General features: G+C 72.6%; 18 protein-coding genes and 1 pseudogene. 10 read left to right on the top strand and 9 right to left on the bottom strand.

What is annotated here, in order from left to right; all coding sequences use genetic code 11:
• Window positions 1-180 precede the first annotated feature (180 nt).
• The gene (locus tag ACZ56V_RS17340) at window positions 181-1,683 is read left to right on the top strand and encodes an LVIVD repeat-containing protein (RefSeq protein WP_467381309.1); all 1,503 of its coding nucleotides are present in this window, start codon (window positions 181-183) and stop codon (window positions 1,681-1,683) included.
• Here ACZ56V_RS17340 and ACZ56V_RS17335 read toward each other — a convergent pair.
• From ACZ56V_RS17335 to ACZ56V_RS17315, 5 genes and pseudogenes are all read right to left on the bottom strand, one after another.
• Entirely contained in the window at window positions 1,671-2,390 is a 720-nt protein-coding gene (locus tag ACZ56V_RS17335; protein ID WP_398911894.1) for a TetR/AcrR family transcriptional regulator, read from the bottom strand. The two genes, ACZ56V_RS17340 and ACZ56V_RS17335, sit on opposite strands and share 13 nt — an antisense overlap.
• A 144-nt stretch (window positions 2,391-2,534) precedes the next feature.
• Window positions 2,535-3,223 (bottom strand): annotated as a pseudogene (locus tag ACZ56V_RS17330) (HAD family hydrolase).
• Between the two features lie 75 nt (window positions 3,224-3,298).
• On the bottom strand, window positions 3,299-3,970 hold the full coding sequence (locus ACZ56V_RS17325; protein ID WP_468943131.1) for a phosphatase PAP2 family protein: 672 nt from the start codon (window positions 3,968-3,970) through the stop codon (window positions 3,299-3,301).
• Between the two features lie 57 nt (window positions 3,971-4,027).
• Window positions 4,028-4,963 carry a M56 family metallopeptidase gene (locus ACZ56V_RS17320; RefSeq protein ID WP_468943128.1) on the bottom strand — a complete coding sequence of 312 codons (936 nt, stop codon included), beginning with the start codon at window positions 4,961-4,963 and terminating at the stop codon, window positions 4,028-4,030.
• Between the two features lie 112 nt (window positions 4,964-5,075).
• A complete protein-coding gene (locus tag ACZ56V_RS17315; RefSeq protein WP_398911891.1) occupies window positions 5,076-5,627 on the bottom strand; it encodes a DUF5134 domain-containing protein in 552 nt (183 codons plus the stop codon).
• A gap of 257 nt (window positions 5,628-5,884) precedes the next feature.
• On the opposite strand from ACZ56V_RS17315, the gene ACZ56V_RS17310 reads away from it, so the two are divergent.
• Window positions 5,885-7,573: an FUSC family protein gene (locus ACZ56V_RS17310; RefSeq protein ID WP_468943125.1), complete on the top strand. Its 1,689-nt coding sequence runs from the start codon at window positions 5,885-5,887 to the stop codon at window positions 7,571-7,573.
• Entirely contained in the window at window positions 7,570-8,133 is a 564-nt protein-coding gene (locus tag ACZ56V_RS17305; protein ID WP_398911889.1) for a MarR family winged helix-turn-helix transcriptional regulator, read from the top strand. Before ACZ56V_RS17310 ends, ACZ56V_RS17305 begins: the two co-directional genes overlap by 4 nt.
• Window positions 8,134-8,190: 57 nt before the next feature.
• Here the strand turns inward: ACZ56V_RS17305 and ACZ56V_RS17300 are convergent, their stop codons facing one another.
• Both ACZ56V_RS17300 and ACZ56V_RS17295 read right to left on the bottom strand, forming a co-directional pair.
• Window positions 8,191-8,955, bottom strand: a complete 765-nt coding sequence (locus ACZ56V_RS17300) for a VOC family protein (protein ID WP_467381304.1) — start codon at window positions 8,953-8,955, stop codon at window positions 8,191-8,193.
• A gap of 121 nt (window positions 8,956-9,076) precedes the next feature.
• Window positions 9,077-9,469, bottom strand: a complete 393-nt coding sequence (locus ACZ56V_RS17295; protein WP_356371776.1) for a VOC family protein — start codon at window positions 9,467-9,469, stop codon at window positions 9,077-9,079.
• Between the two features lie 82 nt (window positions 9,470-9,551).
• Here ACZ56V_RS17295 and ACZ56V_RS17290 point away from each other — a divergent pair, with 82 nt between their 5' ends.
• Window positions 9,552-10,091, top strand: coding sequence for a GNAT family N-acetyltransferase (locus ACZ56V_RS17290; RefSeq protein WP_398911886.1), 540 nt, complete (start codon window positions 9,552-9,554; stop codon window positions 10,089-10,091).
• A gap of 52 nt (window positions 10,092-10,143) precedes the next feature.
• Here ACZ56V_RS17290 and ACZ56V_RS17285 read toward each other — a convergent pair whose 3' ends face one another.
• The gene (locus tag ACZ56V_RS17285) at window positions 10,144-10,827 is read right to left on the bottom strand and encodes a glycerophosphodiester phosphodiesterase (protein WP_030182086.1); all 684 of its coding nucleotides are present in this window, start codon (window positions 10,825-10,827) and stop codon (window positions 10,144-10,146) included.
• Window positions 10,828-11,054: 227 nt separating this feature from the next.
• Between ACZ56V_RS17285 and ACZ56V_RS17280 the strand changes: the two genes are divergently transcribed.
• The 4 genes from ACZ56V_RS17280 (at window position 11,055) to ACZ56V_RS17265 (ending at window position 15,000) form a co-directional block, all read left to right on the top strand.
• Window positions 11,055-12,458: a DUF6421 family protein gene (locus ACZ56V_RS17280; protein ID WP_104634737.1), complete on the top strand. Its 1,404-nt coding sequence runs from the start codon at window positions 11,055-11,057 to the stop codon at window positions 12,456-12,458.
• 68 nt (window positions 12,459-12,526) lie between these two features.
• Window positions 12,527-13,273, top strand: coding sequence for an SDR family NAD(P)-dependent oxidoreductase (locus tag ACZ56V_RS17275; protein WP_398911885.1), 747 nt, complete (start codon window positions 12,527-12,529; stop codon window positions 13,271-13,273).
• Window positions 13,270-14,340, top strand: a complete 1,071-nt coding sequence (locus ACZ56V_RS17270) for a threonine aldolase family protein (protein WP_030182096.1) — start codon at window positions 13,270-13,272, stop codon at window positions 14,338-14,340. Before ACZ56V_RS17275 ends, ACZ56V_RS17270 begins: the two co-directional genes overlap by 4 nt.
• Before the next feature lie 87 nt (window positions 14,341-14,427).
• Window positions 14,428-15,000 carry a transglutaminase domain-containing protein gene (locus ACZ56V_RS17265; protein WP_467381298.1) on the top strand — a complete coding sequence of 191 codons (573 nt, stop codon included), beginning with the start codon at window positions 14,428-14,430 and terminating at the stop codon, window positions 14,998-15,000.
• Window positions 15,001-15,010: 10 nt separating this feature from the next.
• Here the strand turns inward: ACZ56V_RS17265 and ACZ56V_RS17260 are convergent, their stop codons facing one another.
• Window positions 15,011-15,739: a lysophospholipid acyltransferase family protein gene (locus ACZ56V_RS17260; RefSeq protein WP_356371770.1), complete on the bottom strand. Its 729-nt coding sequence runs from the start codon at window positions 15,737-15,739 to the stop codon at window positions 15,011-15,013.
• A 296-nt stretch (window positions 15,740-16,035) separates the two neighbouring features.
• Between ACZ56V_RS17260 and ACZ56V_RS17255 the strand changes: the two genes are divergently transcribed.
• Window positions 16,036-16,380, top strand: a complete 345-nt coding sequence (locus ACZ56V_RS17255) for a TlpA family protein disulfide reductase (protein WP_468943116.1) — start codon at window positions 16,036-16,038, stop codon at window positions 16,378-16,380.
• Window positions 16,381-16,526: 146 nt separating this feature from the next.
• Window positions 16,527-17,036, top strand: a complete 510-nt coding sequence (locus ACZ56V_RS17250; RefSeq protein WP_398911882.1) for a flavin reductase family protein — start codon at window positions 16,527-16,529, stop codon at window positions 17,034-17,036.
• Window positions 17,037-17,216 lie beyond the last annotated feature (180 nt).

Below are 17,216 nucleotides of genomic sequence, written 5' to 3'. Positions count from 1 at the left end.
CCTCTGAAAGAGGGATGCCGAGCACCTTGTGGGTGCGTGACCGTCCTAGCACGCTTCCGCGCGTCACTGATCAAAAAACTTCATTGCGAGTTTGTTGCCCCCTGTTGGTATGTGCATGGCGAAGACGATACTGCGGGGTGCGTGAACCGTTCCGACGGGAACGGACGTTGGGAGGAAACAGTGACCCTGTTGAGTGACCCGCGACCGCGGCGCAGACGTCTGGGAGTCGCGGCTGCCGCCGCCGGACTCCTGTCCGCGCTGCTCACCGCCGGCCCTGCCGTGGCGACCCCCGACCCCGGGGACAGTCCGGCGACGTCGAAGGAGGTGTCCAAGAGTGCGCGCGCCGAGGTGCGCGACGCGATCGAGAGCGGCGAGATACCCGGCCAGGACGAGATCGTCCACTCGGACAACATCGAGCACCTGACCAACATCCCCAAGGACGCCCTGCCCGGCACCAACTCGGACCTGGCCTTCCAGGGCCGGTACGCCTTCGCCGGGAACTACGACGGCTTCCGCATCTTCGACATCAAGGACCCGAAGAAGCCGAAGACCGTCGCGCAGGTGCTGTGTCCCGGTTCGCAGAACGACATCTCCGTCTCCGGCAACCTGCTGTTCCTGTCGACCGACTCCTCGCGCAGCGACAGCAGTTGCAACAGCACCACGCAGCCCGCGACCGAGAAGTCCTCCTGGGAGGGCATGAAGGTCTTCGACATCAGCGACAAGCGGAACCCGAAGTACGTCGCCGCCGTCGAGACCGCCTGCGGCTCGCACACCCACACGCTGGTGCCCGAGCGGAAGAACGTCTACATCTACGTCTCCTCCTACTCGCCGAACGCCGCCTACCCCGACTGCCGGCCGCCGCACGACGGGATCTCCGTGATCAAGGTGCCGCGCAAGGCACCCGAGCGGGCCGCCCTCGTGGGCTTCCCCGTGCTGTTCCCCGGTGAGGGGCCCGACGGCGGCGGCAACCCGGGCGGGCCCACCAACCCGGGCGTCTCCAAGACCACCGGCTGCCACGACATCACCGTCCTGCCCTCCGAGGACCTCGCTGCGGGCGCCTGCATGGGCGACGGCATCCTGTTCTCCATCAAGGACCCCGAGCACCCGAAGGTCATCGACCGCGTCCAGGACAACGTGAACTTCGCGTTCTGGCACTCGGCGACCTTCAACCAGAAGGCGAACAAGGTCGTGTTCACCGACGAGCTGGGCGGCGGCGGCGCCGCCACCTGCAACGCGGAGATCGGCCCGAACCGCGGCGCCGACGGCATCTACGACATCGTCGGCCGGGGCGACCACCGCAAGCTGGTCTTCCGCAGCTACTTCAAGATTCCGCGCCACCAGGCGGACACCGAGAACTGCGTGGCCCACAACGGCTCGCTGATCCCGGTCAAGGGCAAGGACATCATGGTCCAGGCCTGGTACCAGGGCGGCATATCGGTCTGGGAGTTCACCGACTCCTCGCGGCCCAAGGAGATCGCCTACTTCGAGCGGGGTCCGCTGACCACCGACACGATGACCACCGGCGGTTCCTGGTCGGCGTACTACTACAACGGCTACATCTACTCGAACGACATCGCCAAGGGCTTCGACGTGCTCAAGCTCAGCGACCGGCGCACCGACCCGGCCAAGCGGGTCCACCTGCCGGAGCTCAACACGCAGACGCAGCCGGACTACTTCGACTGAGCGGTCCGGTCCGTCCGGTCCTGCCGCTCCGTCCGGTCCGGCCGATCGAGTACGCCGGTCGCGAAGAACCGTGACAGGTCCGGGTCGCACGTCGTCCCGCCGGGCGCCTCGGCGTCCGGCGGGACACCCAGCTTCCAGTCCAGCCGGTAGCGCTCGAACAACCCGGCGCGCAGCTCCGGCACCGGCATCGGCACCCCGGGCACGAGAGCCGCGAAGACGGCGCCCATCAGCTGTGCGCGCAGCATCGGATAGTCGCGGTCGACGTCCTGCGAGCCGTGCCGGGCCACCGCGTCCCTCAGCAGCTCCGCCAACCTCCGCTGCTCCGGGCACGGCACGAAGCCGACCTCCGCCTGGAGCAGGCCCGCCATGTGCTGGCGCATGAGCACCGGCCGGTCCCGGGCGAGCCCCAGGATCGCGTCGATGGCCCGCGCCAGCCGCTCGCGTCCCTCGCCGGTGCGCGGCTCGCGCTCCAGGGCCTCCTCCAGGGTGCGGTGCATCAACCGGTGCACGGCGGACTGCACCAACTGGCGCTTGCCGGGGAAGTAGTACGAGACCAGCCCCCGCGCCGAGCCCGCACGGTCCGCGATGTCGCCCAGCGTGGTCGCCTCGTATCCGCGCTCGCCCACCAGCTCCACGGCGGCCTGCAGGAGACGCTCCTTCGAGCGCCGCCGCAATTCTTCATTGACCGAGGCGCTGCGCGGGGACATGCTGTACTCCTGCGTTGACTGGCTGGCAGCCAACTATACTCGGCGCAGGCGGACGGTCCTCCGGGACCGATCCGGCTACCGTCTGTCTCGGGCGACACGGGGGATCGTCCGAGACGGACGGAACCGCCCGGTGGTTGCCTCGGGCTACGTGATCAGGTCCAGTACCGGCCGCAGCCCCGCCCGGCGTTCCGCCACGGGCAGGTGGTCGACGAAGTGCACCCCGCAGCCGAGCGCCGCCGCGCCGCCGTCCGCCCTCCGGTCGTCGCCGACCATCAGCGTGCGCCCCGGCTCCACGCCCAGTGCCGCGCAGGCGACGCCGAACAGCCGGGGGTCGGGCTTGCGGATGCCGTGCTCGTACGACAGGACGTACGTGTCCACGTACCGGTCGAGGCCGTGCGCGCGGAACACCGGTCGCAGGTCCCAGCCGATGCTGCTGACCACGCCCACGGCGATGCCGCGCCCGCGCAACGCGCCCAGCACCTCGACGGCGTCGGCGTAAGGACTCCCCGCGCTCGGCGACAGTGCCGCTCGTACAGCGCGTCGTGCAGGCCCGGGTGGGGCAGCGGCACCTGCCGGGACAGTCCGGTGCAGGCGGCCCGGTGCAGCGCGGAGCTGTCGTCGCGGACCTCCCACACCTCGGCGAGTTCCTCCGGCACCCGCAGCGGCGGTGCGCCGCCGGGCAGCGCTCCCGCTCGCCGGAGCGCCTCGGCCGTCCGGGCCAACTCCGGGGCGGTGAGCTCCAGTCCGGCACCCTCGAGCGCCGCGCGCAGCCAGGCTTCGGTGGATTCGACGCGGAACAGGGTGCCGGAGAAGTCGAACAGAACGGCGGTCATGGTCCGGAGCTTAGGGGGACGGAGGCGAGAGGAGCGGCGTACGGGGCGGCCCGGCCCTGCGGAACGCCGCGCCGCTCACGGATGCCAACGCCGGTGCACCAGCACCGCGAGCGCCACGACCAGGGCGCCCAGCAGCCAGCCGCCGAGGACGTCCGTGGCCCAGTGCACGCCGAGCCACACCCGGGTCACGCCGACCCCCGCCACGGAGACCACGGCGACGGCGAGGCCGGTACGGCGCAGGCCGCGGCCGACGCCGTAGGGGTGGAGCAGCCATACCAGCAGGCCGCACACGAACGTCGCGGTCATCGCGTGCCCCGAGGGGAAGGCCGCGTAGTGCGCGGAGTCCACGGGGTCGGGCCAGACGGGGCGGGGGCGGTCCACCGCCGCCTTGAGGACCTGCTGCAGCAGGCTGCCCAGCAGACAGGTCGCCCCCAGCCACACGGCCGTCCACCGGTCCGCCCGGCGCCACCACAGCCACAGCACCACCACCGCGCACAGCAGTCGCATCGTCCAGGTGTCCCACACCCAGTCGGTGAGGATCCGCATGGCGTGGGTGACGCCGCCCTCCTCGACGGCCCAGCGGTGGGTCGTGCCGGCGATGTCCTCGTCGAACCGCACCAACGGCCGCCATTCGACGGCCACCAGGGTGAGCAGGAGGACGGAGCACACGGCCAGTACCCAGGTGACGCGGAGGGCGGTGCGTGGCTGCGGCGGGGCGGGCGGGGAGTCGACCGGCGGCGTCTGCATGCTGCGATCCTCGCCGAACCGGCGCCTCCGGGGCCACTGCCGTGGCGGGGGCACCCCCTAGCCCAAGGCCCGCAGCCCCGGTGCGAACGCCAGCAGGACCGGGACGACCGGTACCAGCGCGCCCGCGGCCGTCAGCCGCAGCCTGCGAGCCGCGGTCAGCCTGTTCGGCGGGGTGAGCAGGCGGTGGACCCGCTTCGGGACGTCGGCCCGGGCGGTCGGGCACGGGCCGAAGACACCGCGGCCCTCGTTGAGTTCGACCAGGGCCAGGGCGGTTGTCAGCCGGCCGAAGCGGCGGGAGGCCACGTCGTCGGCCGCGAGTTCGACCAGGCGGTGCATCTCGTCGCGGAACGCGGCGAAGACCGGAACCTGCGGAAATCCGTCCGCCAGCGCGGCGGAGCAGTGCAGCAGCCAGTCGTGCCGCGCCTGCGCGTGCCCCTCCTCGTGGGCGAGCACCGCGTCCAGCTGCCGGCCCTCCAGGCGGCGCAGCGCGGCGGTGGTGACCACCAGTTGAGGGGGAGTGCCGGGCAGCCACCAGGCGTCCGGCCGCTCGCCCTCCAGCACGACGAGCCGCCCCGGGCCGGGCTCCTCGCCGGGCAGCAGCGGAGCGCGCTGCCGCAGCTCCGCCCGGCGCAGCCGGCGCCGGGAGCGGGCCCGTGCGACCTCCCGGGCCAGCATCACGGCGCTCCACAGTCCGCCGCAGGCCAGCGTGACGGCGGTGGTGTCCGCCCAGAGGCCGGAGGTGCCCAGGGCGTAGGCCTCGACCACCGGGCCGGGAGCGGTCGCGAAGACCGGGCCGCCCACCGCGTGCCAGGCCGCCGCCGCGCTCAACGTCATCGACAGCGCGCAGCACACGATCACCGCCGCCACCACGCACTGCCAGACCCACAGGGCGACCACCGGTTCGCGATCCGGCCAGTCGGCCCGGGCGAGCAGCCTGGGGGCGAGCACGGCGGCCAGCGCGCCGAGCAGCAGCAGTGCCGCGGGGAGAATCATGGCGGAAGCCTATGAGTGCCGCGCCGCCGGCAGTACGGTCCCGGGCGCAAAGTGACGCAGCCAACGACGGCGCACGGCGCACCCCGGGCAGGCCGGGTCCCGACCGCCGGTGTCACAGGGGCAGCAGCATGGCCACCATCCCGATCGCCATGGACAGCCGGCAGGCCAGCGCCAGCTCCGGCCGGTCGCCCCACCCGGCCGTCGCCGTACGGCCGTCGGCCACCGCCACGACGGGTATCAAGCGTACGCCGGTCAGCAGCACGTATCCCGTGAAGTAGAGCAGCAGCACCCCCGTCAGCACCGGTGTGCCGGACGTGCCGTGCCCGTGCGCGTGGGCGGGGGAGGCGGCCATCACCACGGCCATGTAGACCATGGCCGCGGCTCCCACGAGATGGTGCAGGTGGTGGCGCCCCGACCGCGCCGCCCACAACGCCCGCAGGCCGGCGGCGCCGAACACCACCGCGTAGGCGGGCCAGACCCAGGCCGGCGGGGTGAACACCGCGGCGGGCACGGCCATGGCGGCCATGCCGAAGCCCATGAGGGCCTCGCCGCCCGCGGCGCGCCGCTGCTCCTCGACGCTGCTGCGCATCCGCAGCAGGCAGTAGACGCCGGTCGCCGCGCACAGCGCGACCAGCAGCCATCCGGGCGACGCCGGTCCGTGCACACGCACCTCCCCGTTAGGCGGTCCACGGTCTGTCAAGGACTGCCCGGGCCACGCGGCGCGCACGCGAGCGCAAGGGTGTACGCGGGGGCACCCGGGGAGCGCGCGCCCTCGCCGCGGCGGAACGTCGCTGGTCGGTGACGGGGGCGGCTTCACATCCGCGCTCACATCCGCGCTCACCTGCGCGCCCACGTCCACCTGCACGTCCGCGTTCACGCCTCATTTGATTTACGGGTAAATTACTTGTTAATCTCCGTCCCATGAGCAGTGCGACCCCCACCTCCGGCACCTCACCGGTCCGACGTCTGTCCCTGGCAGGCGTGCTGCGCCTGCGCCGGCCCTCCGAGATCTGGTTCAAGCCCGCCCTCAGTTCGGTCGCCGCCGTCGCCCCTCCCAACCTGCTCCTGCTGGCGCTCGGCCGGCTCGACCTGGCGATGTACACGATGGCCGGGTCCCTGTGCGCGCTCTACGCCCACAACCGCCCCTACGCCGCCCGCGCCCGCACCCTGGCGTGGGTGGTGCTCGGCATGATCGGCGGCCTTGCCGTCGCCCTGCTCACCGCCTCGCTCACCCGGAACGCCGTCGTCCTCGTCACCGTCGGCGCGCTGCTGGCCGCCGTGCAGAAGACCCTGTGCGACGCCACCCGCGTCGGCCCGCCGGGCAACGTGGTCCTGACCTTCATCAGCTCCGCCGCCCTGTTCGTCCCGCAGACCCTCGGCCAGGTCCCCGGCCACCTGGCGCTGGCCGCCGCCGCCGGCGTCTGGGCCTGGCTCGTCGGCATGGCACCCGCCCCGGTCCGCCCGCACGGCCCGGAGCGCCGGGCCACCGCCCAGGCCCTGAACGCCGCCGCCGCGTACGCCGCATCCCACGCCACGGGCGAGGACCACGCCCCCGCCCGCGCCGCCGGGTACGCCGCCGTACAGGCCGCCTGGCAGACGCTGATGGCCCTGCCGTCCACGGGCACCCGCGCCACCACCCGGCACGCCCTGGAACGCCTCGTCGTCCGGGCGGAGGTCGCGCTGGCCGCCCCCGCCGACACCGACCCGGAGCGGCTGCGTACCTGGGCCCACGCCCTGCGCGGCGGCGGCCGCATCCCCCGCACCGGCGACGCCCCGGGGGACCGGGACGAACTCCTCGGCGTGGACGCCGAACTCGCCGCCCGCCCCGCGCCCCTGTGGCAGCGGCTGGGCCCGCTGGCCCCGATCGCCGCGCGCACCGCCCTCGGCTGCGCGCTGGCCGGGTACGCCTCCCTCGCCCTCGGCATCGGCCGCCCCTACTGGGCCCTGGTCACCGCCGCCGCGCTCTACCAGGCGAACCTGACCCTGACCTGGAGCCGGGCCGTGCAGCGCGTCGTCGGCAACCTCGCGGGGGTGCTGGTGTTCGCCGCCATAGCCCCGCTCGCGCACCTCGGGCAGGCGCTGCTCGTCCTGTGCTGCCTCGCCCTCAACTTCGGCGCCGAGGCCCTCATCACCCGCAACTACTGGCTCGGCAGCGTCTGCGTCACCCCGATGGCCCTGCTCGTCACCGAGTTCGCCGGCTACCAGGCCCCCGGCGACCTGATGACCGAGCGGGCCGTGGACACCCTCGTCGGGGCCCTGGTCGGCTTCCTCGCCGCCGTCGTCGTCACCAACCGGCGCGCCGGGAACCGCGTCGAACAGGCGGTGGCCGCGGCCGACCGCGCCCGGGAGCGCGCCGCGCGCCTCCTCGCCGAACCCGCCCCCGCCCCCGGCGCCCTGGAGGCCGCCCGCCGGGGCCTGGCCGCCGCGCTGACCGACCTGCGGGCCACCGCCGACGGGGCGGCCGGTGAATGGTGGGGACGCGCACTGCCCCAGGAGAGGGTCGTGCTCGCCGAGCGGTCCGGACACCGTACGCTCGCCGAGGCGGTGCGACGCCAGGCAGCGCGTCCTGACCGGGACGCGGGCACCAGAACGGAGGACGTACGGCCATGACCGCAACCGACGGGGGAGCGAACGGCGGGGGAGCCGGTGACGGCGGGACGGGGCCCGGCGGCGACACCGTGGCCGCGGTCGTACGTCAGTGGCGCGCCGTCCGCCCGGACCTCGACACCGGGCCGATGGAGATCATCGGGCGCATCAACCGCTGCGCCGCCCTCCTCCAGCAGGCCGAGGACGCCCCGCTGCGCCGGGCGGGCCTCAGCCGCGCCGAGTTCGACCTGCTCGGCGCGCTGCGTCGCACCGGGCACGAGCTGACCCCCGGGGAGCTGGCCCGGGAGACCTTCTCCTCCGGCGCCGCCGTCACCAAGCGCCTCAAGCAGCTCACCGAGCGCGGCCTCGTCGAGCGGCGCGGTGACACCCGCGACCGCCGGGTCGCCCACGTCCGCCTCACGGACGCCGGACGCGACCTCGTCGACGGCATCCTTCCCGAACAGCTCGCCTACGAGTCGGCCGTCCTGTCCGGCGTGGACGGCCCCCGCCAGGACGAGCTGGCGGCGCTCCTCGGCGGGCTGCTGGGCCAGCTGGAGGGCCGTCTGGACGCGCTGCGGGCCTGAGCGCCCCCGCTCATGTGCCCGCCGAAGGGGGGCGGCCTCGCGTCGCGCCGGGCGTGTTCAGCGCTCGTCGCCCGCCCGGTACACGCCGAACATCGCGCCCTGCGGGTCCCGCAGCACCGCGATGCGCGGCCCGTCGGGCACGGAGGTCGGCTCCATGAGCACGGTGCCGCCGCCGTCGGTCGTGTCGACCGCGACGGTGTTCACGTCCGCCACCGCGAAGTACGGCAGCCAGTGCGCCGGTACCTCGTGCGGGAACTTGTCGTCCATCGTCACCATGCCGCCGAAGTCCGCCCCGTCGATCCCCCACTGCGGATAGCGGTCGGAGGGCCCGACGCTCCAGCCGAACACCGTCGTGTAGAAGTCGGCCGCCCGGTCGGGCTCCCGGGTCAGCAGCTCCACCCACCCCAACGAGCCGGGCGCGTTGAACAGCCCGGCACCGGGGAACGAGCGCCCCTGCCACACCTGGAACACCGCCCCGGTCGGATCGGCGGCCACCGCGAACCGGCCCGCGTCGAAGACGTCGGCGGGCCCCTGGAGCACCGCCCCGCCGGCCGCCGTCACCTGCCGCACGGCCGCGTCCGCGTCGCGCACGGCGAACGACACGTTCCACGCGACCGGCTGCCCCTGCTGGTACAGCGGCGTCAGGGCGGCGACCGCCGCCTCGTCGATCCGGGCGATCGTGTAGCCGCCCGCCCGCTGCCGCGGGTCCGGCTCCGGGTACCAGCCGAACAACTTGGTGTAGAACCGCTTGGCCGCTTCCAGGTCGGTGGTTCCCAGCTCCGCCCAGCAGGGCCCGCCGGTCACCGGTTCGTGGAGCTTCATCGTGCTGGCGTCCTTCCGCCGGGGCCGCAGACCGTCCGTCCCCCTCCAGCACGCTAAGGCCGGGCCGTGGCCGCGGCCATCCGGCACGTACGCGCCCCGGCCGCGGGACCTCCCCGGCGGCTCAGATCCCCGGCCGGTAGCGCAGCGGATGCTCCGCGGGCACCTCCACCAGCACGATCCGGGTGCCGTCCGGGTCCGCGATCCACATCTCCACCAGCCCCCACGGCTCCTGGACCGGCGGTCGTACGATCTCGACGCCCTTGGCGCGCAGTTCCTCGTGGGCCGCCGCCGCGTCCTCGACCTGGAGCCACAGGACGAGCCCTGGGGCGAGGGGAACCTCGGAGCGTCCGGAGACCTCCAGGAAGCCGCCGCCGAGGAAGTAGACGGTGCCCCGCTCCGGACCGGTGCCGAACTCCCGGTGGACGGCGAGGCCGAGCTGCTCGCCGTAGAAGGCGCGCGAGCGGTCGGGGTCGGTGGGGCGGAGCAGGGTCCGGCTGCTGAGTACGTGCACCATGCCTCCCGACCCTAGGGGACCGGCGACGGCGTTACGCTCATCGGTGCCCGCGCCGTGCCCGAGACCGAACCGGAGACGCCCCATGGACACCGCCGCCAGCCCGCTGACCTACCGCGACGCCACCGACGCCGACGTGGACGCGCTCGTGGCGCTCATCGAGTCCGCGTACCGGGGCGACGCGAGCCGGGCCGGGTGGACCACCGAGGCGGACATCCTCCAGGGTCGGCGCACCGACCCGCAGGGCGTGCTGGAGGTCGTCAAGGCGCCGGACAGCCGCCTGCTGACGGTGGAGCGGGACGGCCGGATCGTGGCCTGCTGCCAGCTGGAGCACCGGGGGACGCACGCCTACTTCGGGATGTTCGCCGTCAGCCCGGCGCTCCAGGGCGGGGGCCTGGGCAAGACGATCATCGCGGAGGCGGAACGGCGGGCCCGCGCGACGTGGGGCGTCACGGAGATGCACATGACGGTGATCTCCGTGCGCGAGGATCTCATCGCCTGGTACGAGCGCCGCGGCTACCGCCGTACGGGAGAGATGACTCCCTTCCCGTATGGCGACGAGCGCTTCGGCGTCCCGCAGCGCGACGACCTCCAGTTCGAGCTGCTGGTCAAGCCGCTGGTGTGAGGCGGGACCGCCGGATCCGGCCGCTGAGGCCGCTCCGGGCCGCTCAAGCCGCTCAGGCGGTGAAGCGGCCGGTGCGTTTGATCTCCGGGTAGTCGGTCGTCGCGCCGTCGAGGCCCAGGGCGCGCACCAGCCGCAGGTGGTCCTGGGTGTTCACGGTCCAGCAGAACACCCGCAGCCCCGCCTTGCGGGCCTTTCGCACGATCTCCAGCGTCACCCTGTTGATGTCCAGACACAGGGTCCGGGCGCCCGCCTCCACGGCGCGGTCCACGACCTCGGGGCCGTAGTACTGCGCGACCAGGGCGGTCCGCACCCCCGGCACCAGCCGGGCGATCTCGACGATGGCCTCGTCGTGGAACGAGATCACCTCCACCCGGTCCACCAGGTCCCGGCGGAGCATCACCTCGGCGAGGCCCCGGGCGGCCGCCGCGTCCTTGATCTCGGCCTGCAGCGGCACCGAGACGGCGTCCAGCACCTCCTCGAAGACCGGGATCCGCTCCCCGCGGCCGGCGTCCAGGGCGCGCAGTTCTTCGAGGGTCTTGTCGGCGATCGCGCCGGTGCCGTCGGTGGTGCGGTCCACGTCGGCGTCGTGCATGACGACGAGCGCGCCGTCCTTGCTCAGGTGCAGGTCCAGTTCGACGACGTCGAGGCCGGCCTGCTCGGCGGCGACGAAGGAGCGCAGGGTGTTCTCGGGTTCGACACCCATCGCTCCGCGGTGACCGATGGTGAGGAAGTTCAAGGCTCGACTCGCTTCCGTCGACGTCGGCGTGGGCAGGGCGGCAGCCTAACGGCCCTGCCGGACCGTTTCCCCCCTGCCGCGCCGGGTATACGAACCCGGCGCTCGACAGGAAAAAATGCGGCGAAGCCGGGGGTGGGGCAGGATAATTTACGGAGCCTCCCCTTGATTGGAGAAACGTCGTATGTCTACGGTGTCTTGACGCAAGCTTCTCCCGTGGAGGATGGGACATGACGGAAATTCTTGTGCAGGTGGGTGTGGAGGAGAACGTTCCTCCGGCGAGCAGGGTGGTGGAGCACCCGGCCTGGCCCGTGCTCAAGGATGCCGTGGAGCGGATCCGGCCATGGCAGTCGAAGGACGGGTCGATCGACTTCGACGCCGAGGGCGCTCCCGAGCGGGCCGCCGCCGAGGACGCCGTACGCCGCGTCACGGCGGCCGTGCGCGAACTGTCCCCGCTGCTGCCGCACGACCGCGCCTATCACGAGGCCCTGGTGGCCGACCTCGGCCGCTGGGCCGACGGCGGCTTCGAGGTGCCCGACTTCCTCGACTCCCTGCTGGCCTTCCAGCCGGCCGCGAACCGCGCGGACGGCCTCCAGCACCTGGTCGTCTTCCCGATGTACACGCAGAACGGCAACCCGGACCGCAATCTCGAAGCGGTCGTGCTGCGCATGGTCTGGCCCGACTGGCTGGCCGAACTGGAGCGCACCCGCTACGACAACCCGCTGTTCTGCGGCATCACCTTCGAGGACTTCACGGCCGGCTACGACACCAACTCGGCCGTTCTCTTCCCGGAGACCATCGCCGTGCGCGAGGCCCCCGAGCGCTTCTCCTGGGGCGGCATCTTCTGCGACCGCGAGGCCGCCCGCTTCCGCCGCGTCACCGACGCCGCCGTGGACCTGCTGGGCCTGGAGCTGCCCGAGGACGTCGCCGCGATGGTCCACGACCAGAAGCGCTGCGAAGAGGCGTTCGTCCTGTGGGACATGGTCCACGACCGCACCCACAGCCACGGCGACCTGCCGTTCGACCCGTTCATGATCAAGCAGCGCCAGCCCTTCTGGATGTACGGCCTGGAGGAGCTGCGCTGCGACCTCACCGCCTTCAAGGAGGCCGTGAAGCTGGAGGCGGACGGCGTCCCGCAGGCCCGCGACGTGCAGTACGCGGTGCTCTTCGACCGCATGTTCCGCTTCCCGGTCACCGGCGAGCGGGTGCGCAACTACGACGGTCTCGGCGGCCAGCTCCTCTTCGCCTACCTGCACAAGCACGACGTCGTCCGCTGGACCGACAACAAGCTCTTCATCGACTGGCAGCGCGCCCCGCAGGTCACCAACCAGCTCTGCGCCGAGATCGAGAAGCTCTACCGCGACGGCATCGACCGCCCGAAGATCGTCCACTGGTTCGCCGGCTACGAGCTGGTCTCCACCTACCTCGCCCCGCACCCGGGCTCGAAGTGGGCCAAGGGCCCCGACGCCCTGGACCTGTCCCTGCCGCCGCGCAAACTCGTCGACGACGTGCTTCCGGACGAGTTTCCGCTGAGCATGTTCTACGAGGCCCTGTCCAAGAAGCTCAAGAAGGTGATCGCCTCCACCCGGGGCATCACCGGAGCCGCGGACGGCGCCGAGCGGGCCGCCGCGTGAGCGACGGCGGCGGCACGCACGAACAGGCACGGCAGGCACAGGCTCAGCAGGCTCGGGAGGCGAGGACCATGGGGAACGGGGCGCTCGACGGCGCGGTGATCGCGGTGGCCGGGGCGGGCGGACCCGCCGGACGGGCCGCGCTGCTGCGGCTCGCCGAGGCGGGTGCGACCGTCGTCGGCGCGGACAACGACCCGGAGCGGCTGGCCGAGGCGGTGGACGCGGCGCGCTACGCGCACGGCGGCGCCACCGTCACCGGCGAGACCGTCGACCTGCTGGACCTGGACTCCACCCGGGCCTGGGCCGACCGCATCGAGAAGGAGTTCGGCCACGTCGACGGCGTCGTCCACCTCGTGGGCGGCTGGCGCGGCAGCAAGACCTTCACCAAGACCGAACTCGGCGACTGGGACCTGCTGGAGAAGCTGCTGGTCCGCACCGTGCAGCACACCTCCCTCGCCTTCCACGAGGCGCTCCAGCGCAGCGACCGCGGCCGCTACGTCCTGATCAGCGCCGCCGGCGCGTCCAGTCCCACCGCGGGCAACGCCGCCTACTCGGCCGCCAAGGCCGCAGCCGAGGCGTGGACGCTGGCCATGGCGGACTACTTCCGCAAGGCGGGGGGCGAGCAGGGACCGACGTCGGCGGCTGCGATCCTGGTGGTCAAGGCGTTGGTGCACGACGCGATGCGCGCCGAGCGCCCCAACGCGAAGTTCGCGGGCTTCACGGACGTGCGTGACCTCGCCGAGGCGGTCGCCGGCGTCTGGGACAAGCCCGCCGCGGAAGTGAACGGAAACCGTCTGTGGCTGACCGAGAAGCCGTGAACCCCCCGAAGACCGACGCGCGTCGCCATCACGACCCCGAGGTCCGCGGTTTCGCCAGTGACAACTACGCCGGGGCCCACCCGGAGGTGCTCGCCGCCCTGGCGCTGGCCAACGGCGGACACCAGGTCGCGTACGGCGAGGACGACTACACCGACAACCTCCAGCGCGTGATCCGCAGCCACTTCGGTTCCGGTGCCGAGGCGTTCCCGGTCTTCAACGGCACCGGCGCCAACGTCGTCGCGCTCCAGGCGGTCACCGACCGCTGGGGCGCGGTGATCTGCGCCGAGAGCGCGCACATCAACGTCGACGAGGGCGGCGCCCCCGAGCGCATGGGCGGCCTCAAGCTGCTCACCGTCCCCACCCCGGACGGCAAGCTCACGCCCGAGCTGATCGACCGGCAGGCGTACGGCTGGGACGACGAGCACCGCGCGATGCCGCAGGTCGTCTCGATCACCCAGAGCACCGAGCTGGGCACCCTCTACACGCCCGACGAGATCCGCGCCGTCTGCGAGCACGCCCACGCGCACGGCATGAAGGTGCACCTGGACGGCTCCCGGATAGCCAACGCCGCCGCCTCCCTGGACGTCCCCATGCGGACGTTCACCAACGCGGTCGGCGTCGACCTCCTCTCGCTCGGCGGCACCAAGAACGGCGCCCTGTTCGGCGAGGCGGTCGTGGTGCTGAACCGGGACGCGGTGCGCCACATGAAGCACCTGCGCAAGCTGTCCATGCAGCTCGCCTCCAAGATGCGCTTCGTGTCCGTGCAGCTGGAGGCGCTGCTGGCCAAGGACCTGTGGCTGCGCAACGCCCGGCACTCCAACGAGATGGCACAGCGCCTGGCCGAGGGCGTGCGCGCCGTGCACGGGGTCGAGATCCTCTACCCGGTGCAGGCCAACGCGGTCTTCGCCCGGCTGCCGCACGACGTGAGCGAGCGCCTGCAGAAGCGGTTCCGCTTCTACTTCTGGGACGAGGCCGCCGGCGACGTGCGCTGGATGTGCGCCTTCGACACCACGGAGGACGACGTCGACGCGTTCGTCGCCGCCCTCAAGGAGGAGACGGCACGCTGACGCGGGGCTCTCCCGAGTATGCATAGGTATGCGGTCACCTGAAAAGTCATTGACTGGCGGGTGATCGCGCTCCTATGCTCTGCGGGCATGGAGCTGATCCAGCAAACCCCTGACCTGTCCGCCTACCTGGCTGCCGACGAGGCCATCGACCACGGACACCCCCGCGTACGGGAGGTGGCCGGCCGATTGGCGAAGGAGGCGGAGGACTCGTATGCCTATGCGCGGCTGGCCTTCGAGTTCGTGCGCGACACCATCCCGCACTCACAGGACTCCGGGGACCCGCGCGTCACCTGGCGGGCCTCCGACGTCCTGGATCGGCGCACCGGCATCTGCTATGCCAAGGCCCACGCGCTGGCCGCGCTGCTGCGGGCCGAGGACATCCCCACCGCGCTGTGCTACCAGCGGTTCGACGTGGTGCACGGACTGGTCGCCGTACGCCTGGACGGCGCCTGGCACCGGCAGGACCCGCGCGGGAACAAGCCCGGCGTGAACGCGCAGTTCTCCCTGGGCAGGGAGCGACTGGCCTTCACGCCGGACCACGCGGCGGGCGAGGAGGACTACCCCGAGCTGTACGCGGCGCCGCACCCGGCGGTGCTGGACGTCCTCAAGGCGGCCACCGACCGCCCGCACCTGTGGCAGACCCTCCCGGCCGCGCTCTGAGACGCCCGGCTCAGTGCGCCTGGGCCGTGCGCAGCTGCTCGGGCGTCGGGGCGGTGCCGCCCAGGTGGGCCGGCATCCACCAGGTGTCGTCGGCCCCCTTGGGACGCACCGGGTAGGCGCGCTGCGCGGCCTCCAGCAGCTCCTGCACCCGCTCGCGCAGCCGCCGGGTGATGGCACCCGCGTACTGCTCGCGGGAGGCCTCCATCGCCTCGCCGACCCGGATGGTGATCGGGGTGTGGCTGCGCTTGAAGTTGCGCGGGTGGCCCTTGGTCCACAGGCGCTGGGTGCCCCACAGGGCCATGGGGACCAGGGGGACGCCGGCCTCCTGCGCGAGCCGCGCGGCACCCGACTTGAAGCTCTTCAGGGTGAACGACTCGGAGATCGTCGCCTCGGGGAAGACGCCGACGATCTCACCCGACTTCAGCGAGTCCAGGGCGTGCGCGTAGGCCGCCTCGCCCTGCTTGCGGTCGACCGGGATGTGCTTCATTCCGCGCATCAGCGGACCCGAGATCCGGTGCCGGAAGACCGACTCCTTCGCCATGAAGCGCACCAGCCGCTTCTGCGGCAGCGCGGCCAGGCCGTCGAAGATGAAGTCCAGGTAGCTGATGTGGTTGCTCACCAGCACGGCGCCGCCCGAGCGCGGGATGTTCTCCGATCCCTGGCAGTCGATCTTGAGGTCCCACGCCTTGAACAGGGTGCGGGCGAGACCGATCACCGGGCGGTAGACGAGTTCTGCCATGGGCGGGTCGAACCCTTCCTTGTCAGCCTGGGAAGGGGGCTCCCAGTCGAAAGTTACGCACCCGTAGGTTTACGGGCTTGCCGCAGATCGTGCCCCAAGAACGGCCGGTGTACCAGCCTTGGTGCCCGTGCGCGGCGAGATCCTCATCACTTGCCCGGCCTCCCGTGGCCGAAATGCGACGGTGAGCGGGAATCTCCGGCGCCCCGCGAGTGCTGCACCTTCGGAGTGACGAACCGGTGGCGTGCGGGTACGCGCGCCCATGAGTGCCGCGGTGGCGGCGGAACGGGGGCACGCCGGTGTGCGGCCAGGACGACGACGGGCGGGCGGCGGCCGCCCCACGGCTGGACGCCGCCGACCTCGGTGCGCAACTTGGCGCCCGCGCGACGCTCGTACAGTTCTCCAGCGCCTTCTGCGCGCCCTGCCGGGCCACCCGGCGGGTACTGGGCGAGGTGGCGGGTCTGGTGCCCGGCGTCGCCCATGTCGAGATCGACGCCGAGGGCCACCTGGAACTCGTCCGCGCGCTCGACGTGCTCAAGACCCCCACGGTGCTGGTCCTGGACGCCGACGGCCGCGTCGTACGGCGTGCCGTCGGGCAGCCGCGCAGGGCGGACGTGATCGCCGCGCTGGGCGAGGCGGTGTGACAAGCGCCACGCCACCGGTGAGGTCCTCTCCACAGCCTCCGCATCCCGGGACGTAATTGACTGTGTGTGCCATCCGTCGTCAGCCTGCCCCGGTGCCCCGCTCGCCGTTTCCGGGACCGAGGCGCAACGCAGAAGGGCCATCCCGTATGACGGCCACACCCGACCTCGCCGCGGCGCGGCCCGCCACCGACGACCTGCTGCGGTCCGTCTTCCGGCGGCACGCGGCGGGCGTCGCGGTGATCACCGCGCGGGGGCCGCACGGTCCGGCCGGTTTCACGGCCACGTCCCTCACCTCCGTCTCCGCCCGCCCGCCGCTGCTCTCCTTCGGCATCGGCACCGGCTCCTCGAGCTGGCCGGCGGTGTCCGAGGCGGAGTACGTCGGCGTCCACGTGCTCGGCGAGCACCAGGAGGAGCTGGCGGCCACCTTCGCGCGCAGCGGCGCCGACCGCTTCGCGGCACCCACCAGTTGGCGGGAGGGCCCGCACGGGGTGCCCGTGCTGGACGGCGTGCTCGCCTGGCTCGCGTGCCGTGTGGTGGGCCGGGTGCCCGCGGGGGACCATCGGATCGTGCTGGCGGAAGTCCTCCTCGGCGACCCCGCCGGAGCCGGTGAGCCACTGCTCTACCACCAGGGGCGTTACCGCGGTCTGCGCGACTGACGGGTCGGCGCGACGCCTTCTGCGAAGGCGTCGGGTTCCGGTTACGCTGCGTTGCGAAGGTCACAGTTCAAAGCGCTTGCTTAGCGGGAAAGAACTGGATGTACTGACGAGTAATATTCCGGGCGGAGCGCAGGTCGCCCCGACCGGGATCGGCCGCTTGGGGCGCCTATGCTGCCTGCA

It is taken from the genome of Streptomyces sp. NPDC034099 (genome assembly GCF_055575415.1).
This window is presented reverse-complemented; position numbering and strand designations above follow the sequence as displayed.